The organism is Pseudonocardia halophobica (assembly GCF_027922425.1).
Taxonomy (GTDB): Bacteria; Actinomycetota; Actinomycetes; order Mycobacteriales; family Pseudonocardiaceae; genus Pseudonocardia; species Pseudonocardia halophobica.
Map to the genome: position 1 here is coordinate 1 of NZ_BSFQ01000030.1, position 20,053 is coordinate 20,053.

The 20,053-nt window shown below is 76.6% G+C and carries 20 protein-coding genes and 1 tRNA gene; 11 read left to right on the forward strand and 10 right to left on the reverse strand.

Annotated features, from left to right (window positions below; translation table 11 throughout):
• From PKE99_RS26835 to PKE99_RS26860, 6 genes are all read right to left on the reverse strand, one after another.
• Positions 1-1,043, reverse strand: a 1,043-nt coding sequence (locus PKE99_RS26835) for a hypothetical protein (protein ID WP_271214929.1), incomplete at its 3' end; no start/stop codon positions are given.
• Positions 1,044-1,046: 3 nt separating this feature from the next.
• Positions 1,047-2,762, reverse strand: coding sequence for a sensor histidine kinase (locus PKE99_RS26840; protein WP_051737838.1), 1,716 nt, complete (start codon positions 2,760-2,762; stop codon positions 1,047-1,049).
• Positions 2,759-3,541: an ABC transporter ATP-binding protein gene (locus PKE99_RS26845; RefSeq protein ID WP_081924455.1), complete on the reverse strand. Its 783-nt coding sequence runs from the start codon at positions 3,539-3,541 to the stop codon at positions 2,759-2,761. The genes PKE99_RS26840 and PKE99_RS26845 overlap by 4 nt, the downstream gene beginning before the upstream one ends.
• 157 nt (positions 3,542-3,698) lie before the next feature.
• The gene (locus PKE99_RS26850; RefSeq protein ID WP_037049249.1) at positions 3,699-4,451 is read right to left on the reverse strand and encodes an alternative oxidase; all 753 of its coding nucleotides are present in this window, start codon (positions 4,449-4,451) and stop codon (positions 3,699-3,701) included.
• Between the two features lie 527 nt (positions 4,452-4,978).
• Positions 4,979-5,665 carry an alpha/beta fold hydrolase gene (locus PKE99_RS26855; RefSeq protein WP_037050103.1) on the reverse strand — a complete coding sequence of 229 codons (687 nt, stop codon included), beginning with the start codon at positions 5,663-5,665 and terminating at the stop codon, positions 4,979-4,981.
• 57 nt (positions 5,666-5,722) lie between these two features.
• The gene (locus PKE99_RS26860) at positions 5,723-6,007 is read right to left on the reverse strand and encodes a DUF2795 domain-containing protein (protein WP_037050101.1); all 285 of its coding nucleotides are present in this window, start codon (positions 6,005-6,007) and stop codon (positions 5,723-5,725) included.
• Positions 6,008-6,215: 208 nt separating this feature from the next.
• On the opposite strand from PKE99_RS26860, the gene PKE99_RS26865 reads away from it, so the two are divergent.
• Positions 6,216-6,605: an STAS domain-containing protein gene (locus PKE99_RS26865; protein WP_037050100.1), complete on the forward strand. Its 390-nt coding sequence runs from the start codon at positions 6,216-6,218 to the stop codon at positions 6,603-6,605.
• A 9-nt stretch (positions 6,606-6,614) separates the two neighbouring features.
• Positions 6,615-6,710: transfer RNA gene (locus tag PKE99_RS26870), tRNA-Sec, on the forward strand.
• 5 nt (positions 6,711-6,715) lie between these two features.
• Here the strand turns inward: PKE99_RS26870 and selD are convergent.
• Entirely contained in the window at positions 6,716-7,759 is a 1,044-nt protein-coding gene (gene selD, locus PKE99_RS26875) for a selenide, water dikinase SelD (RefSeq protein ID WP_037050098.1), read from the reverse strand.
• A gap of 104 nt (positions 7,760-7,863) precedes the next feature.
• Between selD and PKE99_RS26880 the strand changes: the two genes are divergently transcribed.
• The 5 genes from PKE99_RS26880 (at position 7,864) to PKE99_RS26900 (ending at position 13,180) form a co-directional block, all read left to right on the forward strand.
• A complete protein-coding gene (locus tag PKE99_RS26880) occupies positions 7,864-8,901 on the forward strand; it encodes a hypothetical protein (protein ID WP_051737930.1) in 1,038 nt (345 codons plus the stop codon).
• A 21-nt stretch (positions 8,902-8,922) separates the two neighbouring features.
• Entirely contained in the window at positions 8,923-10,275 is a 1,353-nt protein-coding gene (gene selA, locus PKE99_RS26885; RefSeq protein ID WP_051737929.1) for an L-seryl-tRNA(Sec) selenium transferase, read from the forward strand.
• A 2-nt stretch (positions 10,276-10,277) separates the two neighbouring features.
• Positions 10,278-12,092 (forward strand): selenocysteine-specific translation elongation factor, encoded by a 1,815-nt coding sequence (gene selB, locus PKE99_RS26890; protein WP_037050095.1) that lies wholly within the window; start codon positions 10,278-10,280, stop codon positions 12,090-12,092.
• Between the two features lie 109 nt (positions 12,093-12,201).
• Complete coding sequence (locus tag PKE99_RS26895; protein ID WP_051737928.1) at positions 12,202-12,597, forward strand: STAS domain-containing protein; 396 nt, start codon at positions 12,202-12,204, stop codon at positions 12,595-12,597.
• A gap of 277 nt (positions 12,598-12,874) precedes the next feature.
• Positions 12,875-13,180, forward strand: a complete 306-nt coding sequence (locus PKE99_RS26900) for a WhiB family transcriptional regulator (protein WP_037050093.1) — start codon at positions 12,875-12,877, stop codon at positions 13,178-13,180.
• Positions 13,181-13,377: 197 nt separating this feature from the next.
• Here PKE99_RS26900 and PKE99_RS26905 read toward each other — a convergent pair whose 3' ends face one another.
• A complete protein-coding gene (locus PKE99_RS26905) occupies positions 13,378-14,064 on the reverse strand; it encodes a hypothetical protein (protein ID WP_156067869.1) in 687 nt (228 codons plus the stop codon).
• Positions 14,065-14,296: 232 nt separating this feature from the next.
• Positions 14,297-16,540 (reverse strand): GAF domain-containing SpoIIE family protein phosphatase, encoded by a 2,244-nt coding sequence (locus tag PKE99_RS26910; protein WP_051737927.1) that lies wholly within the window; start codon positions 16,538-16,540, stop codon positions 14,297-14,299.
• A gap of 141 nt (positions 16,541-16,681) precedes the next feature.
• Here PKE99_RS26910 and PKE99_RS26915 point away from each other — a divergent pair, with 141 nt between their 5' ends.
• The 4 genes from PKE99_RS26915 to PKE99_RS26930 all read left to right on the forward strand — a co-directional run bounded on the left by PKE99_RS26915 (position 16,682) and on the right by PKE99_RS26930 (position 19,727).
• Positions 16,682-17,113, forward strand: coding sequence for an STAS domain-containing protein (locus PKE99_RS26915; protein WP_197040777.1), 432 nt, complete (start codon positions 16,682-16,684; stop codon positions 17,111-17,113).
• Between the two features lie 72 nt (positions 17,114-17,185).
• Positions 17,186-17,623 carry an ATP-binding protein gene (locus PKE99_RS26920; RefSeq protein ID WP_231498342.1) on the forward strand — a complete coding sequence of 146 codons (438 nt, stop codon included), beginning with the start codon at positions 17,186-17,188 and terminating at the stop codon, positions 17,621-17,623.
• Positions 17,620-18,399: a SigB/SigF/SigG family RNA polymerase sigma factor gene (locus tag PKE99_RS26925; RefSeq protein WP_037050089.1), complete on the forward strand. Its 780-nt coding sequence runs from the start codon at positions 17,620-17,622 to the stop codon at positions 18,397-18,399. The genes PKE99_RS26920 and PKE99_RS26925 overlap by 4 nt, the downstream gene beginning before the upstream one ends.
• A gap of 110 nt (positions 18,400-18,509) precedes the next feature.
• A complete protein-coding gene (locus tag PKE99_RS26930; RefSeq protein ID WP_037050085.1) occupies positions 18,510-19,727 on the forward strand; it encodes an NAD(P)/FAD-dependent oxidoreductase in 1,218 nt (405 codons plus the stop codon).
• 31 nt (positions 19,728-19,758) lie between these two features.
• On the opposite strand, the gene PKE99_RS26935 is transcribed toward PKE99_RS26930, so the two are convergent.
• Entirely contained in the window at positions 19,759-19,980 is a 222-nt protein-coding gene (locus PKE99_RS26935; protein ID WP_037050206.1) for a DUF3618 domain-containing protein, read from the reverse strand.
• Positions 19,981-20,053: the final 73 nt, after the last annotated feature.

Here is a 20,053-nt window from a genome sequence, read left to right on the forward strand (position 1 = left end):
ACCACGATCCCGGCGCCGAGCAGCCCGGCCGCCGCCACCGCGAGCACGGCCGCGCCGACGCGGGCGGCCACGCTCTGCGCCGCCGTCATGCCGAGGGCGGACTCGATCGACCGGGCCGCGCGGGCCGTGCCCGCGGTCCGCAGCAGCCCGAGCCCGACGACCTGCACGGCGCCCAGGCCCACGACCAGCGCGAACAGCCCGACGCCGATGAGCAGCGCCCGCTCCGCCGCGTGCACGGCGGGATCGGGCGCGCGCGGGTGCTCCACCCCCGGCGTGAGGTAGTCGCCGACGATCGACGGCTGCGCGGCCGACAGCTCGGCGACGGCCGCGTCGAAGCGGGCGGCGGCGTCCGGCGTCGGGGCGAGCCGGACGTAGGCGGCGTGGCCGATCCCCGTCCCGGCCAGCGCCCGCGCGAACCCGGGCCCCGCGAGGACGTCGGGCAGGGCCTGCCCCCACCCCGGCATCCGGGCGACGCCGACGACGCGCACCGTGGTCGCCGGGCCGTGCGGGGTGAACCCGACGGCGAACTGCGCCATGTCCTCGAGGGTCAGCATCCGCAGCGGCAGCACCGTGCCGACGCCCATGCCGTGCTCCGCCGCCCGCTCGGAGATCACCACCTCGTCCGAGGTGGCCGGGTCGACCCCGCGCCCGGCGACGATCACCGGGGTGACCAGCTCGGGGTGCGGGGCGGTGCCCGCGGCCAGCGACATGTACTGCACCTGCGGGCCGTCGACCTGCGCCACCCACGCCTCGGTGAGCCACGCGTCGGCGACGCCGGGCAGGGTCGGCAGGGCCTTGATCAGCGCGGGCCGGTCGGACGGCACGATCAGCCGGGCGTCGTCGAGGTGGACGGCCTCGACGAGCCGTGGGTAGGCCGTGGCGGTGCGCTCGCCGACCGCGACCGCCCCCAGCACCACGCCGCCGACCAGGCCCAGCACCACGCCGAGGGCGAGCAGGCTCCAGCGCCGTTCCCGCAGCTCGGCGCGGGCGACGAGCCGGACCGCGCCCCGGTGGCCCGGCGCGCCGGGCGCGCGCGCGGGCACGGCTCAGCCCGCCACGGGTGCGGGGCGCGACGCGACCGGGGAGACCGGTGGTCGAGGGGCAGGCGCCCCGTTCGTCCCCGCGGCCGGGACGGGGATGCGCCCGGTGAGCACCGTGCCCTCGCCCGGCGCCGACACGAGCTCGACGGTGCCGCCGATCGCGCCGAGCCGGTCCGCCATGTTCTGCAGCCCGCCGCCGCCGGCGACCCGGGCGGGGTCGAAGCCCGGCCCGTCGTCGGCGACGACCACGGTGAGCTCGTCGCCGTCGGCGCCGGCCTCCACCTTCAGCGTGATCGTGACGTGCGCGCCGGGGGCGTGCTTCCCCGCGTTCTGCAGCGCCTCGAGGCAGCAGAAGTACACGGCGGCCTCGGCCTGCTCCGGCATCCGCCCGACGCCGTCGGCGTGCACCTCGACGGTGAGCGGGCTGCGCTTGGCCGCGGCCCGCAGCGCGTCCCCCAGGCCGGCGTCGCGCAGCAGCGGCGGGTAGATGCCGTGGGCCAGGTCCCGCAGCGCCTGGATGGAGTCGCGGACGCCGCGGTCGAGCTCGTCGAGCAGCTCGGCGTTGGGGTCGTCGGGCGAGGTCAGGGTGTCGCGGACCAGCCGCAGCCCCACGGCGAGGGCGACCAGGTGCTGCTGGGCGCCGTCGTGGAGGTCGCGCTCGATGCGGCGGCGCTCGGCGTCCGCGGCCGCGACGAGGCGGGTGCGGGAGGCCTGCAGGTCGGCGTTGGTGCGGCGCAGGTCGGCCAGGGTCGCCTGGAGCGCCTCGTCGAGCGCGCGGTTGCGCAGCACGATCGCCAGCCGGCGGACGACCTCGGCGAGCGCCCGCTCGTCCGCCTCGCCGAAGGTGTCGGCGTCCGCGTCCCGCTCGATCACCACGAGGGCGAGCACCTCGCCGCCGTGCACCGCGGGGGCCAGCCGCAGCTGCCCGCGGCGGGCGGGCCCGTCCTCCTCGACCAGGTGCGGGAGCCAGAGCTCCAGCCAGCCCGGCCCGGCGACCCCGGCGCGCTGCAGCGTGGCCAGCTCGTCGGCGTCGAGCGGCAGCGGCTCCGGACCCGGCTCGACCGGCTGCGGGACGACGAGGCTGCGCGCCAGGTTCCGGGCCGCGTCGCCGCGGTCGGCCCAGATCTGCACGCGGGACAGCCGCCAGTCCTGCCGCATGGTCTCGGCGAGCTGGCGGAGCAGGTCGTCCACGGGGGTGCCGCGGCCGGCGCGCTCGGCGAAGTCGGCGAGCAGCTCGTCGGGCGAGCGGCGGACGCCCTGCAGCGCGGCGCGGGTCGTGCGCGCGGCCCGGCGGCCGAGCGGGCCCGCCACCACCGCGACGACGAGCATCCCGACCAGTGCGGGGTTCAGCAGCGCGCGTTCGGCCCCGAGCGGGATCCGCCCGAACACCAGCAGCACGACGAGCAGGCCGGAGCAGACCGCCACGGACAGGCCGCCGAACTCGGACGCGCCGACCAGCACCGCGGTGCTGGCGCGCCGGGCGGTGGCGCTGAACATCAGCGCGATCCCGACCGCGAGCACGACCCCGGCGATCAGCCCGGTGACCCACCAGGCCGGACCGCCGCCCAGCAGCCCGACGACGACGCCGGGCGCGATCACCCCGGCCGCTCCGATCAGCCCGGACAGCAGCAGGGAGCTGCGGGCGCGCCGGCCCGTCCCGATCCCGACGCGGCGGTGGCTGCGGAACCCGGCGCCGGCCGGGAGCGGCGTGCGGTCGCTCACCGGGCCACCCGCAGCCCGGCGGGCACCTCGACCGGGCCGGACGGCTCGCCGTCGGCCAGGATCCGGCCGTCGCGCATGCGGACCAGCCGCTGCGCGCCCTCGGCGACCTCGCGGCTGTGCGTGACCATGAGGATCGTCTGGCCCTGGGCGTGCAGGCGCTGGAAGAGGTCGAGGACCTCGGCGGCGCCGTCGGAGTCCAGGGCGCCGGTCGGCTCGTCGGCCAGCAGCAGCGTGGGGCGGTTGGCCAGCGCGCGGGCGATCGCGACCCGCTGGCGCTGGCCGCCGGAGAGCGCGGCGGGCAGCTCGCGGGCCTTGTCGAGCAGGCCGAGCTGGTCGAGCAGGTCGCGGGCCCGGGCGGTGGCCTCGGCGGGCTTCGCGCCGGCGACGAGCGCGGCGAGCGAGACGTTCTCCAGCGCCGACATGTGCTCGATGAGGTGGAAGAACTGGAAGACCAGGCCGACGCTGCGACGGCGCAGCCGGGCCAGCCGCTGGGCGCCGAGCTCCTCGATGCGGGTGCCGTCGAGGGCGATCGTGCCCTCGTCGGGGCGGTCGAGGCCGGCGAGCAGGTGCAGCAGCGTGGACTTGCCGCAGCCCGAGGGACCCATGAGCGCCACGAACTCGCCGGCGCGCACGCTGAGGTCGACACCGCGCAGGGCACGCACGGGGGCCGTGCCGGCCTCGTAGGTCTTGCGCAGACCGCGGACGACGAGGGCGGGGCCGGGCGCTGCGCCGCCGGCGCGACCGCCTGCGCCGGCTGCGGACTCGGTCTGCTGTGTCACCTGCTCACCCTAGGGAGGGCCGGGTCCGCGCCGGGAGGGCCCGCGGCGAAGAGACCGGCTGGCACGCCGGAGCGGGGTGGTACTGGCACCACCCTCGGCCTGTCGTCGCCGCGCCCGGCGCCCGCGTTACGCCCTCCCGTGGATCACCCCGGTCCGGTCACCTCAGGCGGCCCTCGGCGAGGTAGCGCTCGGACTCCTCCTTGTGCATGCGCTCGTCGTGGCCGATCTGGCGGAGCAGGTCGGCGACGGTGGCGTGGGCGCCGTAGCGGTCGGCGAAGGCGGAGCGGTGCGGCACCGTCTCCAGCTCCGGGTGCTCGGCGACGTACTCGGCGTACTCGTGCTCGGCGTGGTCCTCGAAGTCGGCGTTGAGCCGGTAGCTCCAGCGCGGCGCGAGCACGAACATCAGCCAGGCCACGTGGTAGTAGGACAGCGCGAGCAGCAGCGGGAGCACCCGGAAGCGCACCCGGCTCGGCTTCCGGCCCGACGCCCGGACGAGCTCGCCGACGATCAGCAGGTGCCACTGCTCGTTGTCCTGCTGCTCCCGGTTCTCCTCGATCCGCTCGTGGATGCGGCGGGCGAGGGCGCCGTCGCGGTGCCGGCGGGTGAACAGGCGGTAGGCCGCGTTCTCCCAGATCTGGTACGGGATCCGCGCCACGACCTCGAGCACCTGGAACTTCTCCAGCGTCCGGCGGCGGCCGTACAGCAGGTCCATGGTCACGAACAACAGCCGGGCGAGGAGCGAGTACCGACGGCGGGGCGCGGCCAGGGTGGCGAGCTGCTCGTGGCGCAGGGCGCGGCGGCCCAGGCGCGGGGTGGCCGCGGCGGTGAGTGGGCGGTCCGCGTGGTCCCCGTCCGGGGAGGGAAGGAGTCGAACGTCGACGCTTCCGCTGCCCGGACGCGGGTCGTGCACGGCCGGCGGCAGCGGTCCGGGGTGGCGCGGGAGGGGAAGGCCCGGGCCGGGCCGGCGGAGGGCGTGGTGCGGGTGCCCGGGGTGCGGCGGGTGTCCGGGGCGGGACGGGCCGGGGTGGGGCGGCCGGGACGTCGGCCCCGGCGCGGGACGGGGCGACGTGCCCGGGGTCGGACGGGACGCAGGGGCGGGACGGGGCGCAGGGGCGGGACGGCTCGGGCCGGCGACGGAAGGGGGCAGGGCGGCGGGGGGACGCGGCGGGGTGGCGGGCGCGGGGCGGCGGGGGGCGGGCACGCTCCCGATCTGCACGGGGATCCCGTGGTCGAAGCCGGCGGGGGTCGGGGCGGGGCGCATGCGGCTCCTCCGGGTCGGCCCGGCGGGGGTTCCGGGCGGTCGGGGAAACCCTGTCGTCGCCCGGCGCGCGGAACGACCGTGCTGCCCGGTCGACCGCACGCGGCACCCACACCTCGGTCCGGTGTTGCCAGCACCACCCTCCGGTGCGTCGGCCCGCCGCAGCGCGGGGCGTCCGCTCAGCGGATCCGGCCGAGCACCTCGGCGAGCCGGTCGGGCATCGAGAACATCGGGGCGTGCGACGAGGGCAGCCGCTCGACGTGGTCGGCGGCCGCGGCCATCGCCTCCTGGGCCCCGATCGGGATGGTCGCGTCGTCCTCGCAGATCACATAGGTCACCGGGTGCATCCGTTCCGGCGCCGAGCTGGGTGTGGCGAAGCTGGCGATCGACTGGGGGCGTGCCCGTCGCAACAACGACTCGGCCCGCTCCCGCTCGACGTCGGCGCACAGCCACTCGTGGAGGAGGCCGACGTCGTCGACGGGCCGCAGCGTGCCGTCCTCGCCGGGCTCGACCCAGGGCAGCGGCGGCAGGGTGCCCAGCAGGTCGAGCAGCGACGCCCCGCGCGCCGGCCAGGCCGCGGAGACGTACACGCCGTGCGCCACGTCGGGATGGTCGGCGAGCTCGGTGACGACCATGCCGCTGTACGAGTGCCCGACGAGCACCACCGGCTCCTCGGCCGACTCCACGTGCTGCCGGACCGTCTCGACGTCGCCGGCGAGATCGCCGAGGGGCGCGGGGTCCGCCCCGCAGCTCGGCAGCTGGGGGACGACGTCGACGGTGTGCCCGGCCTTCTCCAGCCGGGGACGGACCTCGTCCCAGTACCAGCCGCCGACGAAGGCGCCGTGGACGAGGACATAGGTCGTCATGGGACCGAGAGTGGTCCCCGTCACATGCGGCGGCAACCGCCGAAAGGCGGCGCCGCGTCAGACGTCGACGGTGCCGCGGGGCTGGTCGACGGCCGCGGCCTGGACCCGGGGCTGCTGCCGGTAGCCCGGGCGGGGGTCGGGGAGCAGGCCGAGGGCCACCCCGACGGCGGCCAGGTCCGGGTAGGTCCCGATCGGCAGGGACCACAGCTGGGCGGTGGTCACGGAGTCCGCCCCGTAATGGTCGGCGTGCGCGATGATCTGCCACTTCGCCGCGGGGTAGGTCAGTCCGGCCAGCACCTGGCCGATGCGCGCCAGGTCGGCGCGGGACGTCCGTCGGTACACGGTTCCTCCTGGTCGGCGCGCTCCGCGAGGGGCTCCGGGCGCGTCGCCGCAGAGTGCCCCACATCACACTCCTCAAACACCGCCGTCCCTGCGACCCGCCCGAGGGGGCGTCTGTTGTGCGGCCGAGGCGCGCCCCCGTAGGGTTGGCGGGCGGTTGAGGCGACAGTCCGCAGCACGCGTCCGCGGAAGTCGAGGAGCACGGTGCGTAATGAGCAGTGAGACCCCCGCCGACGAGGGTGGCGTCGAGATCGATGACGTCGTCCGCTTCGAACGGGCCGGCGAGGGTGACGGCGCGTCCCTGGTCGCGCACGTCCGCGGTGAGATCGACACGTTGACCGCACCCCTGCTGCGCACCGAGCTCGACGCCCGGCTGCCCGAGGCCCCGCTGGTCGTCCTCGACCTGTCCGGGGTGACCTTCCTGGGGTCCGCCGGGCTGGCCGTGCTCGTCGCGGCGAAGGACGCGGTGGAGCGGCGCGGCCACACGCTGCGGCTGGTGTGCGGGTCGCGGATCGTGACCCGGGCGCTCGAGGCGACCGGGCTGCTGGCGCTGTTCGACGTGGCCGACGGGGTGTCGGACGCGCTGCGCCCCACCGGCTGAGCCCGCCAGGGAGGCGTCTGGGCGCCTGGTGGCCCCCGCGGTCTTCAACACCGACGTGGCCGAGCACCTCGGTCAGGCGGGTTCGATTCCCGTCCGCCTCCGCCAAGCCCTCACCGGCTGACGCGAATCCGGCCGGTCCCCGCCTGCACCCGTCCGACGACCGCGGCGCCGGGCAGTTCCGCCACCGCGGCCGCCGCCCGCTCCGGGTCGGCGCCGAACAGCAGCCCGCCCGAGGTCTGCGCGTCGGCGAGCAGCAGCACGTCCGTCTCCGTCACGCCTGGCCCCAGGTCCAGCACCTCGGTGACCCAGTCCCGGTTGCGGCGCGTTCCGCCCGGCACCGTGCCGGCCTCGGCCAGCTCCCGCACGCCCGGGAGCAGCGGCACGTCGGCGACGACGATCTCGGCGTCGATCCCGGAGGCGGCCGCCATCTTGCGCAGGTGACCGAGCAGGCCGAACCCGGTGACGTCCGTGCACCCGGTCGCCCCGGAGGCGAGCGCGGCGGCCGAGGCGGCGGCGTTGGGCGTGCACATCGAGTCGACCGCGCGGGCGAGCAGGTCCTCCCCCGCGGTGCCCGCCTTGACCGCCGTGGTGGCGATGCCCACGCCGAGGGGCTTGGTGAGCACCAGCGCGTCCCCCGGGCGCAGTCCGGTGTTGGTGAGGATCCGGTCCGGGTGCAGCTCGCCGACCACGGCCAGCCCGTACTTGGGCTCCGGGTCGTCGATCGAGTGCCCGCCGACCACGGCGAACCCGCATTCCCGGCCGGCGTCGGCGCCGCCCTCCAGCACCTCGGCCAGCATCTCCGGCGGCAGCGTCTCCGACGGCCAGGCCACGATGTTCAGGGCGAAGAGCGGCCGGCCGCCCATCGCGAACACGTCGGACACGGCGTTGGTGGCGGCGATCCGGCCCCAGGTCCGCGGGTCGTCGACGACCGGGGTGAAGAAGTCCGTGGTCGCGACGAGCGCGCGGTCGGCGTCGAGCCGCCAGACGGCGGCGTCGTCACCCGTCTCGGTGCCGACGAGCAGATCGGGGTGACTGGGCGGGGTCACGCCCGCGAGGACCTCGGCGAGCCGGCCGGGCCCGATCTTGCAGCCGCAGCCCGCACCGTGGCTGAACTGGGTGAGCCTGCGCGTCTGCTCGGTGGAACCTGCGGTCATCCTCCGACCGTATCCCGTCCGCCCGTCGCACGCGGGCTCCCACTGACCGACCCCGGCCGACCCCGCAGGGAGATCGTCCGCAACGGGAGTCACACTCTGGAGGCGTGACATCCGTTCCGGAGCGTGACGCCGACCCGGTCAGCCGGTCCGGTGCGTTCGAGGTCGTGCGCCGCGGCTACGCGCGCGACCAGGTCGACGCGCTGGTCCGCGAGCTGGAGCGGCGCGCCCAGGCCGCCGAGAACGCGCGCCGCATGGCCGAGCAGCACGCCGCGGGCCTCGCGGAGGAGCTGCGGACCCTGCGGGCCGGCACGCCCGCGGAGGGCCTGCCCACGGTCCCGCAGAGCTTCGGGTTCCGCGCGGAGAAGGTCCTGCGCCTCGCCGAGCGCGAGGCGTCCGACATCCGGGCCGCCGCGGAGCGCGACGCCGCCGAGACCCGCGCCACCGCCACCCGCGAGGCGACCGACCTGATGGAACGCGCCCACACCGCCGCGGGGCAGGCCCGCGCCGAGGCCGAGGCCGAGTGGGCGGCCGTGGTTACCGAGCGGGCCGAGCTGGCGGCGCAGGTCGCCGAGCACGTCGAGCGGATGGAGGAGCTCGCCGGGCTGCGCGCCGCGCTGCGCAACGAGCTGGCCCGGGTGCACGCCGCGGTCGGCGCCGAGCTGCGCGGGCTCGACGCGGCACTCGCGCCGGATGTCACCGCCGACACCGGCGGCGACGCCGAGGAGCCGGTCCGCGTCGACGTGTCCGACCCGGTCGACGTGTCCGACCCGGTCGACGTGTCCGACCCGGTCGACGTGTCCGACCCGGTCGACGTGTCCGACCCGGTCGACGTGTCGGACCCGGTCGACGAGGCGGAGGAGGTCGAGGAGGCGACGGAACCGGCCGGGGCCATCCCGCCCGTCGTCGAGCAGCATGAACCCGGCGTCGAGCAGCCCGAGGCGGCCACCGAGCCGGCTGAGACCGAGCCCGCCACCGGTGAGCCGTCCGACGAGCCGGCCCCCGCGGTGTGGACCCCCACCCCCGGCACGGCGGACCTGTTCGAGGCCGAAGCGGCCCGCCCCGCCGACCGCGGCTCCGTCCGCGTCCCGGAGCAGCGGCGCGAACAGACGACGGAGAGCAGACACGCCCTGCGCTCCGGCTGACGGGCACGGCATGCTCTTCCCATGACGGACGCTCCGGTCCGCGGCACGACCGCTCCCCCGCCCGCGGACGCACCCGACCCGCGCCGCGCCGTACCGCGCACGGACGCGGTGCTCGCCGACCCGCGCCTGGCGGAGGCGATCCACCGGCTGGGCCGTGCGCTGGTGAAGCGCGCGGTCGCCGGCGCGCAGCAGCAGGCCCGTGCAGGTGCCATCACGCCCGCCGAGGTCGCCGAGGCCGCGCTCGCCGCCCTCCCGCGCACCGCGACCCGGCTGCGTCCCGTGCTCAACGCGACGGGCGTGCTGCTGCACACCAACCTCGGCCGCGCCCCGCTCTCCGCGGCCGCCCGGGAGGCCCTCGCGGTCGCCGCCGGCACCTGCGACGTCGAGCTGGACCTCACCACCGGCACCCGCGGCCGCCGCGGCGCCGGCGTGATCGACGCCCTGCTCGCGGCCGTCCCCGGGGCCGCCGCCGCGCACGTCGCGAACAACGGCGCGGCCGCGCTCGCGCTCGTCGCGGCGACCCTCGCGGCCGGGAAGGAGATCGTGGTGTCGCGCGGCGAGCTCGTCGAGATCGGCGACGGCTTCCGCATCCCCGACCTGCTCGAGTCGACCGGCGCGCGGCTCCGCGAGGTCGGCACCACCAACCGCACCCACCTCGCCGACTACGCGCGCGCGATCGGCCCGGACACCGGGTTCGTGCTCAAGGTGCACCCCTCGAACTTCACCGTCAGCGGCTTCACCAGCGAGGTCGGCCCGGAGGAGCTGGCGGGGCTGGACGTGCCGGTGGTCGCCGACATCGGCTCCGGGCTGCTCACCCCGCACCCGCTGCTGCCCGACGAGCCGGACGCCGCCGGCATGCTCGCCCGCGGCGCCACGCTGGTCACCGCGTCCGGCGACAAGCTCCTCGGCGGACCGCAGGCGGGCCTGGTCCTCGGCGGGGCGGGCGAGGGCGCGGAGCTGGTCGAGAAGGTCCGCCGGTTCCCGCTGGCCCGGGCGATGCGCGTCGACAAGCTCACGCTCGCGGCGCTCGAGGCCACGCTGCGCGGCCCCGGCACGCCCGTCCGGGCCGCGCTGGACGCCCCGGTCGAGGAGCTGCGGCGCCGCGCCGAGCAGCTGGCCGCCCGGCTGGGCGAGGTCGCCGAAGCCGTCGACTCCATCTCGACGGTCGGCGGCGGGGGCGCCCCGGGCGTCACGCTGCCGAGCGCCGCCGTCGCGCTGCCGGAGCGGTTCGCCGCGGCCCTGCGCGCCGGCGACCCGGCCGTGCTGGGCCGGCTGGAGGGCGGGCGCTGCCTGCTGGACCTGCGCGCCCTGGACCCGGCCGACGACGAGGCCCTCGCCGCCGCCGTCGCGGCCGCCGCCCCGACCGGGACCTGACGATGCCCGCCCGCGTGATCGCGACGGCGGGGCACGTCGACCACGGCAAGTCCACCCTGGTCCGCGCCCTGACCGGGATGGAGCCCGACCGGCTGGCGGAGGAGCTCCGCCGCGGCCTGACGATCGACCTCGGCTTCGCCTGGACCCGCCTCGACTCGGGCACCGACCTGGCCTTCGTCGACGTGCCCGGCCACGAACGCTTCGTCACGACGATGCTGGCCGGCGCCGGGCCGGTCCCCGCGGCGATGATCGTCGTCGCCGCCGACGAGGGCTGGATGCCCCAGTCCGCCGAGCACCTCGACGCGCTCGACGCCCTCGGCGTGGAGCGCGGGCTGCTCGTGATCACCCGCTCCGACCTGCTCGACCCGGAACCCGCCCGGGAGGACGCCCTGGCGGCGCTGGCGCGCTCGTCGCTCGGCGCGCTGCCGGTCGTCCCGGTGTGCGCGCCGCGCGGCGAGGGCATCCCCGAGCTCCGCGCCGCGCTCGACGCGCTGGTCGGGGACCTGCCCGAGCCCGATCCCGCCGCCGACGTCCGGCTGTGGGTGGACCGCGCCTTCACCATCCGCGGCGCCGGGACGGTCGTGACCGGCACCCTGGGCGCGGGCCGGATCCGGCTGGGCGACGAGCTGGAGCTCGGCGGCCGCCGGGTCGGCGTGCGCGGGCTGGAGAGCCTCGGCGAGCCGCGCGAGGAGGTCACCGGCGTCGCGCGGGTGGCCGTGAACCTGCGTGGCCTGCCGAAGGAGGCCGTGCGTCGCGGGGACGCCCTGCTCACCCCGGGCGCGTGGCTCACCGCGACCGACATCGACGTCCGGCTGCGGGCGCCGGGCGGCGGGGTGGATCCCGACGCGCCCGTCGAGCTGCCCGGAACTCTGATGCTGCACACGGGCGCGGCCGCGACCGGGGTCCGCGTGCGCCCGCTCGGCCCCCACCACGCCCGGCTGCGGCTGGAGCACCCGCTGCCGCTGCGCCTCGGCGACCGGGCGGTGCTGCGCGACCCCGGCCGGCGTGCGGTCCTCGCGGGGGCGGTGGTCCTGGACGTCCGGCCGCCCGCGCTGGCCCGGCGCGGCGCCGCCCGGCGCCGGGCGGACGAGCTCGCCGCCCCCGGCTTCGGCACCGCGGCCGGGGAGGTGGCCCGGCGCGGCGTCGTGCGGGCCGCGGACCTGGTCGCGATGGGGGTGCCACCCGCGGAGGTCGCGGCTCTCCGCGTGCCCGCGGCCCACGGCTGGCTGGTCGACCCCGCGCGTGCCGTCCGGGCGGTCGCCGCCCTCGCCGCGGCCGTCGAGGCGCACGACGCCGCCGAGCCGCTCGACCCGGGGCTCACGACGGAGGCCGCCCGCCGTGCCGCCGACCTGCCCGACGCCGCGCTGCTGCCCGCGGTCCTCGCCGCCGCGTCGAGGCCGGACGACGGCGGCGGGGTCCCGCTCGTGCTGCGCGACGGCCGCGTCCGGCTCGACCGGGCCCACGCCCTCCCGGCCGCGGTCCGGGAGGCGCTCGCGACCCTCCGCCGCGACCTCGCGGGCGACCCCTTCGCGGCCCCCGACGCGGACCGGCTCGCGCAGCTCGGCCTCGGCACGAAGGAGCTCGCGGCGCTCGTGCGGGCGGGCGAGCTGGTGGAGCTCGCGCGCGGCTTGGTGCTGCTGCCGGACGCGCCGGAGCGTGCGGTCGAGGTGCTGCGGACCATCGGCCCGGTGTTCACGCTCAGCGAGGCGCGGCAGGCGCTCGGGACCAGCCGCCGCGTCGCCGTCCCGCTGCTCGAGCTGCTCGGCCGGACCGGGCACACCCGGCGCCCCGACGACAGCCACCACGAGCTCCGCTGAGCGCTCTCACCGCCCCTCGGGGACCGCTCGCCGCGCCGCCTTCAGGCGCGGGCCACAGGGGTCGCGCTCCGAGTGGCAGTGAGGTCCGGCAGCCCTTACCGTTCCGCCAATGCAGCACACGCACGACGCCTCCGGCGCCGCGGTCCGCCGCGGCGAGTCGGACGACCAGATCACCGTCTCCACGCGGCCCGCGGGCGACGGGCAGGTCGTCGTCGAGGTCGGCGGCGAGGTCGACATGCTGACCTCCCCGCAGCTGCGCTCGGTCGTGCTCGGTCAGCTGTCCGACGGCGCCCAGCTCGTCGTGCTGGCGCTCGACGGCGTCACCTTCCTCGGCACCAGCGGTCTCGCGGTCCTGATCGAGGTGCGGGAGGCCGCACACCAGGCCGGGGTGGAGCTCCGGCTCGCCTGCACGGGCCGCCGTGTGCTGCGTCCGCTCTCGATCGCGGGGCTGGTCCCGATGTTCGACATCCACGACACCGTCGAGCAGGCCCTCGAGGCCACCTGATCCACCCCGGCACCGTTGTGACGAGGGTCACAAACATGGTGTGTCGACGTGCGGACCCACGCCGATCGCGGGATCCTCTGCGGCCGCTCTGAGCTGCAGGGACACCCACCGGGTCGGCTCCGGCCGGTGTCCGGTCCGGTCGTCCGCGCCCGGACGACTTCGCTCTCTCCACTGTGTTCCGCCTCATCGGGCGTTTGGCCGTGGAGACCTTGGGGAACGCCGCGGCAGATCGCCCGGCACGTGGTCGGGCCCTCCGACGAGAGCGAAGGTGAGCCGAGTGAGCGACGTTTCCCGCCTCCCTGGGCCCATGGACCACGCCTGGCAGTGGCAGCGCCTGGGCGCGTGCCGCGGCATGGACAGCGCGGTCTTCTTCCACCCGGACGGCGAGCGGAACCCCTCCCGCGCCCGCCGGACGGCCCAGGCGAAGGCGGTGTGCCAGCGTTGCCCGGTGATGGACATGTGCCGCGAGTTCGCACTCGAGACGCGCGAGCCGTTCGGCGTGTGGGGCGGCCTCGGCGAGTCCGAGCGCCGCGTGCTCCTCGAGCGCCGCGACCAGCAGAAGCGCCTGGTCTCCGCGAGCTGAGCCTCCCCGGCCGAGCGTCCGCCGGCTGAGGCTCCGCCGGCTGAGGCTCCGCCGGCTGAGGCGTCCCTCCCGCGGCGTCGGGGGCCCCGGGAGGACCGACACGACGAAGGGGCGGTCCCGGAATCATCCGGGACCGCCCCTTCGTGTGTCGGAGGATGCGCCGGGGCCGCAGCCGTCGGAGCCCGAAGTAGGCCGTGCTAGGCGTCGCCGACCACGCTGAGCTCGAGACATCGGTAGCGCAGCAGCGGCAGCCCGTAGACCCGCACCACCCGCTGGACGGCGGCCACGACCGTCGTCCGCTCCGGGTCCGCCGGCGAAGGCAGCGGGGCCACGCAGTACACGCCCGGCTCGGGGTCGAAGCCGACGAGCTCGGAGAGGGCGGCGACCAGGTCGTCCTCGGCCGTGGCGCCGATCCGGCCGGGCAGCCCGAGCCGGTGGACGTGCACGTCCTGCAGCCCGAGCGCCTCGACGGCGGCGGCGATCCCGTCCTCGTCCTCGTCGTCGTCCTCGTAGTCGTCGTCCTCGTAGTCGTCGAGGTCGTCGAGATCGAGGTCGTCGGCGAACCGGGCCGCGTCGGGGTCGTCGAACGGAACGCCCGCCCGGTCGAGGGGGACGGGCAGGCTCGCGACGCCGTCGAGCTGTGCGGGGACCGATACCGGCGCCGAGACGGGCGCCGAGACCACCGACACCGCCGGCGCGTCCGGCCGCGCGAGGAGCAGGTCGACCCGGCCGGCGTCGGCGACCACGCGCGCGAGGTCCGACTCCGGCCGCAACAGCTCCATGGGGCTCACCGCGACGGCCACCAGCCGCCGTCGCGCGGGTGGGACGCGGGACGGCCCGCCGCGCCGCTGCGCGGGCGTGCCGATGCCCTCGATGTCCGGCACCGCCACCATGCTTCGTTCGCCCCCTGCCCGATCGGCGCCGTTGCCGACCGTCTCGCTTCCGGCCTGTCGACCGGTGTCAACGGCATCGTTTCCTGTTCGCGTCCCCGAAAGCTGCCCCGCACGCCGAACGGACGGCGCGGGTCCGTGAGCGGGCGGCAGCGGCAGGCAGTCGGTTACCCCGATCGGGTGCAGCGGTCGTCAACACGGGACGAGCGGGAAGGCCCGGCTGACTTCAACGCTCCAGCCGGACGGCGAGCACGGCGATGTCGTCCCGGACGTGGCGCGGCTCGCAGGCTGCCAGCACCTGGTCGACGACCGCCTCGGCCGGCGAGTCCGAGGGGATCTCCCGCAGGGTGCGTTCGAGCAGCTCGGCGCGCTCGTCGGCGTCCTCCCCCGCGATGTCGGTGAGACCGTCCGTGTACAGCAGCAGCAGGGCGCCCGCGGGCACCGTCAACGTGGCCTCCGTGCGGCCCTCCTCGCCGGCCCGGCCGAGCGTCGGGACGACGCCGATCATCGGCGAGAGGTGCTCGTCGAGCCGCCGCAGCTCGCCCTCGCGGGTGAGGAGCAGCGGGGCGGGGTGCCCGGCGTTGGCGTAGCGCAGCAGCCGGTCGCCCGAGGCGTCCGGCGGCTCGAGCCGCGCGTACACCGCGGTCGCCATCGAGGCCATCTCCAGCCCCTGCACCAGCTGGTCGCAGCGGTCGAGGACCGAGCCCGGGCGGCCGCCGTCCCACGCGTAGGAGCGCAGCACACCACGCAGCTGCCCCATCGCCGCGGCGGCGGACAGGTCGTGCCCGACGACGTCGCCCACCGCGATGCCGACCGCCCCGTCGGGCAGCGGCAGCACGTCGTACCAGTCGCCGCCGACCTGGTTGCCGTCCGTGCCGACCCGGTACCGCGCGGCCAGCTGCAGGCCACTCACCTCGGGGACGGCCGGCAGCAGGCTGTGCTGCAGGGTCGCGGCGGCGGCGTGCTCGCGCTCGTAGAGCCGCGCGTTGTCGACCGTCAACCCCACCCGCCCGGCGAGGTCGGTGGCCAGGTGCAGGTCCTTCTGGCCGTAGCGGCGGCCGTACGGGTGCTGGCTGACCAGCGTGAGCGCGCCGAGGACCCGGCCCCGGGCGCGCAGCGGCACCACGATCGCCGACCGCATCCGCAGCCGGTCGTAGAGCTCGGCGGCGTCCGGGTCGTCGTCGTAGCGGTCGGCACCGTGCTCGGGCAGGTCCGACAGCAGCACCGGCTCGCCCGTCGCCAGCACGTGCCCGGTGGTGCTGCCCCGGCCGGCGCGGTAGTCCCGCAGGCCCGCCATCCGCGCCATCCGGTCCTCGTCGGCCCGGTCCCGGGCGGCCACGGCGGCCCGGCGCAGGAGCCCGGAGCCCGGGCGGTCGAGCAGGTCCACGGCGCAGACGTCCGCGAGCTGCGGCACGACGAGGCGGGCCAGGCCGTGGCACGCGTCCTCGACGCCCAGCGCCTCGGTCATCTGGGTGGTCGCCTCGGCGAGCATCCGCAGCTGGCTGCGGGCCTCCTCGGCGTCCGCCAGGGCCGCCCGGCGCTCCTGCTCGACGAGCACCCGCTCGGTGACGTCGTTCTGCACGCCGACGAAGTTGACGAGGTCCCCGGCGCCGTCGACCACCGGCGAGATCGACACCTGGTTCCAGAAGGCGGTGCCGTCCTTGCGGTAGTTCAGCAGCACCTCGGTGATCGGCTCCTGCGCGCGCAGGGCCGCGCGGATGCGCTCGATCGACGCCGGGTCGGTGTTGCGGCCCTGCAGGAACCGGCAGTTGCGGCCGACCGCGTCCTCCACCGCGTACCCGGTGAGCCGGGTGAACGACGGGTTGACCCAGATCAGCGGGTCGCCCGCGCGCCGCGGGTCGGTGATGGTGAAGGACATGTCGGTGGCGACGACCGCGCGGTCGCGCAGCACCTCCAGCCGCCGGCGGTCGCCGTGCTCGCTGCCCGAGAGCTGCAGGAACACCACGAGCGCGCGGGACCGCAGCTCCTCGGGGACCGGCAGCTGCTCCCCCGCGTCGCCCAGCCCGCCCGGCCCCAGGACGAAGCCGGTGACCCACAGCAGCCGGCCCTCGGCGGCCTCGCGCTGCTCCTCGGTGGCGGTCGAGCCGCGGCGGGCGGCGTCGTGCACCGCGACCGGCTCGCCGGCGACCGGGATGCCGGCCGCGACGAGCGACAGCGGCGAGCTCGTCTCGCTCATCCGCTTGCCGCCGAGGTCGGTCAGGCCGGCCGCGTCGCCCCACGCGTCGATGTCGACCGGCAGCGAGACGCGGTGGCCGGTCAGCTCCACGGCCGCCGCATTGGCGTAGACGACCCGCCGCTCGTCCAGGTCGATCATGAGGACGGCCGCGGGCGCGTCGTAGAGCACCTGCGGCAGCTCGCCGGCGCCGCCGGGCAGGCCGCTCTCCGCGACCCCCTGGGCCACCTCCTGAGCCAGGTCCTCGGCCAGCCCGCGCGGGTCGGTCGTCTCCACGCGCAGATCGTAATGGCGTCCCGGCCCACCCGCGCCCCGGCCGCCTCCGCCCGATGGGTAGGGTTCGCCGGGATCGGTTGAGCCCGCAGCCGTCTCGCGTCCCGCCCGTCCGCGATCCGCGCGGGCACGCCGTCGCTGGAGGTGAGTGTCCTGTCGTCCCCCGCCTCGCGTGGCCCGTCCCGTCCCGGTGGTCTCGACACCAGCCTCACCCGGCCCGCGCCCGGCGTGCACGTCCTCGTGGTCGACGGGGAGGTGGACACGCTCACCGCGCCGACCCTCGGCGAGGCGCTCGGCGCGCTGCTCGAGCAGGAGCCGACGGACGCGGTGGCCGCGGTCGACCTCGACGGCGTCGGGTTCCTGGCGTCGAGCGGGCTGGCGGTGCTCATCCGGGCCGCGCACCGGGCGGAGGCGCAGGGTCGCGCGCTGCACCTGCTCGGCGGCTCCCGGGCGGTCACGCGGCCGCTCGAGGTCACCGGTTCCGACCGGTTGTTCACGCTGCTCCCGGGTCTGGACGAGCTCCTCGGCCGGGTCCACGGCGACCGCTCCACCGGTCGAGTACGCCGACCGGATTGATAAGAACGCACCCCGGGTAGCACGATGGGGATCGAGGGCCCGAGCGGGTCCGTGACGAAGGGAAGACGTCGCGTGTCCGAAGTGGATCCCGTGGGCGCCGGAGACGGCCCGGGGACGGTGGAGACGCCGGGATCCGTGGTGGAGGTGCGCACCAGCGCCTCGGCCTCGCTGATCCCGACCATCCGCGCCGTCGCCTCGGACCTCGCCGCCCGCGCGGACTTCGACCTGGACGCCATCTCGGACCTGCGGATGGCCGTCGACGAAGCGTGCGCGACCCTGGTCGACGTCGCCGCGCCGGGGTCCTCGCTCCGGTGCACCTTCGACGTGCGCGAGGAGCTCATCCGCGTCCACGCCGAGGTCGACACCGGCGACGCGGCCACCCCCGTGTCCACGGACACCTTCGGCTGGCGGGTCCTGCAGACCCTGGCCGACGAGGTGGAGCTCGAGGCGAACGGCAGCGGCACCGTGGGCATCCGCCTGCACAAGCGCGCCGACGCAGCCCCCCGGTGAGTGCGGCCGACTCCGAGTACGGTCACCTGACCCCGCTCCTGGCGGAGTACGCCGGGCTCGACGAGGACGACCCCCGCCGCGAGGCGCTGCGCGACCGGCTGGTGACCGGCTTCCTGCCGATCGCGCAGCACATCGCGCGCCGCTTCGCCCATCGCGGCGAGCCGCTCGACGACCTGGTCCAGGTCGCCACCGTCGGGCTCATCAACGCCGTGGACCGCTACTCGCCGGAGAAGGGCACGGACTTCTTCTCCTTTGCCGTGCCGACCATCAGCGGCGAGGTCCGCCGGCACTTCCGGGACCAGGGCTGGTCGATGCGGGTGCCCCGGCGGCTCAAGGACATGCACGTGTCCATCAACGCCGCGGTGTCGGACCTGTCCCAGCGGCTCGGCCGCGCGCCCCGGCCGTCGGAGATCGCCGAGCAGCTCGGCGTGCCGGTCGCCGAGGTCCTCGAGGGCCTGGAGGCCTCCGAGGCCTACCGCAGCTCGTCGCTCGACGAGATGCTCTCCTCCGAGCAGGGCAGCGCCACCGTCGGCGAGCTGGTGGGCGCCGCCGACGCGGAGCTGGACCGCGTCGACCACCGGCAGGCCCTGCGGCCCGTCCTCGGCGAGCTGGCCGAGCGCGAGCGCACCATCGTCATGCTGCGGTTCTTCGGCAACATGACCCAGACCCAGATCGCCGAGCAGGTCGGCATCTCGCAGATGCACGTCTCGCGGCTGCTCGCCCAGACCCTCGACCGGCTCCGGTCCCGGCTCGACCCGGACACGCGCACCGGCTGATCACCCGGCGGTGTGGGCCGCGCAACAGACCGTGCGGGCCCCGAGACAGCGGCCGGGCGCGTCGGCCAGGATGGCCGCGTCGCAAGTCGCCGGGGACAGGAGCGTGGACGTTGAGCGGTGGGCCGGAGCACGTACTGGTCGTCGGGGCGGGCCTCGGCGGCATCCGGACCGTGGAGCAGCTGCGCCAGGCCGGCTACGAGGGCCGGATCAGCCTCGTCGGCGCGGAGGCGCACCCGCCCTACGACCGCCCGCCGCTGTCCAAGCAGCTCCTCGCCGGCGACTGGGAGGCCGAGCGGCTGGCGCTGAAGGAGGAGGCCGCGCTCGAGGACCTCGGCGTCCGGATGTACCTGGGGCTGCGTGCCGTCGCGCTGCGGCCCGGCGAGGTCGAGCTGGCCGACGGCGCGGTGCTCACCGCCGACGCGATCGTGCTCGCCCCCGGCGTCGAGGCGCGCCGGCTGCCCGGCCAGCCCGAGGGCGTCCACACCCTCCGGACCCTCGACGACGCCCTGACCCTGCGCGACGAGCTCGACAAGGCGTCGACCCTGCTCGTGGTCGGCGCCGGGTTCATCGGCGCCGAGGTCGCCAGCACCGCGATCGGCAAGGGCGTGCAGGTCACGATGGTCGAGGCCGCACCGGTGCCGCTGGTGCGCGGCCTGGGCGCGGAGGTCGGCGCGCTCGCCGCGCGGCTGATCCGCGAGGGCGGCGTGGACCTGCGGACGGGTGTGGCGCTCACCGGCTTCGTCGAGCCCTCCGGCGCCGGCGTGGCCGTCGAGCTGGCCGACGGCTCGCGGATCGAGGCCGACGTCGCGCTCGTCGGGATCGGCGGCCGGCCGGACCTCGGCTGGCTCGCCGACGCCGGGCTCGACCTGACCGACGGGATCCCGTGCGACGCGCAGGGCCGCGTGCTCGGGCTCGACGGTGTGTGGGCGGTGGGCGACGCCGCCGCCTGGGACTACCCGGCGCAGGGCGGCCGGCACCGGCACGAGCACTGGACCTCGACCGCCGACCAGGCCACGATCGTCGCCCGGGCGATCACCGGCACCGAGGCCCCGCCCGCCACGGTCCCCTACTTCTGGTCGGACCAGTTCGGGCTCAAGATCCAGCTGATCGGGCGACCCGATCTCGCCGACGGGATCGTGCCGCTGCACGGCGAGGGGCTCTCCGGCGGTGCGGTGAAGGGCACCGTCGCCGGGTACCTGCGGGGCGACCGGCTGGTCGCGGTGGCCGGCTTCGGCGCGGCCCGCTACATCGCGCGCTACCGCGCGCTGCTGCTCGCCGAGGCCGACCGGGCCCAGGCGCTGGAGTTCGCCGCCTCGCTGCGACGGTGAGGGTGCCGGGGGCCCGGGGCCCCCGGACCCGTCAGGAGAACAGCTTCTTCAGCACGGCAAGGGCGAGGACCGCGCCGACTCCGATCAGCGCGTAGCGGATCTTCGGGTCCTCGAGCTTGATCGCGATCTGCTGCTTGCCCGAGTCGACGAAGCGCTTCGGGTTCGCGCGGTCGGTCAGCGCGTCCAGGCTGTCGGCGAGCGCGTCCCGCGTCTTCTCGATCTCGCTCTGGATGCTCTCGGGGTCGCGGGCCACGACACACTCCTCGGTGCTCGTCATCGGACTCTGACTCGGCCACACCGTAGACGAGCGGTCCCGGCCGGGCCCG

What these genes read in the sequence shown, in the direction of transcription:
- selA (WP_051737929.1), top strand. Translation starts at nt 8,923, where the DNA reads ATGACGGACGCTCCGGTCCGCGGCACGACCGCTCCCCCGCCCGCGGAC.
- PKE99_RS26865 (WP_037050100.1), top strand. Translation starts at nt 6,216, where the DNA reads ATGAGCAGTGAGACCCCCGCCGACGAGGGTGGCGTCGAGATCGATGAC.
- PKE99_RS26855 (WP_037050103.1), bottom strand. Translation starts at nt 5,665, where the DNA reads ATGACGACCTATGTCCTCGTCCACGGCGCCTTCGTCGGCGGCTGGTAC.
- selD (WP_037050098.1), bottom strand. Translation starts at nt 7,759, where the DNA reads ATGACCGCAGGTTCCACCGAGCAGACGCGCAGGCTCACCCAGTTCAGC.
- selB (WP_037050095.1), top strand. Translation starts at nt 10,278, where the DNA reads ATGCCCGCCCGCGTGATCGCGACGGCGGGGCACGTCGACCACGGCAAG.
- PKE99_RS26895 (WP_051737928.1), top strand. Translation starts at nt 12,202, where the DNA reads ATGCAGCACACGCACGACGCCTCCGGCGCCGCGGTCCGCCGCGGCGAG.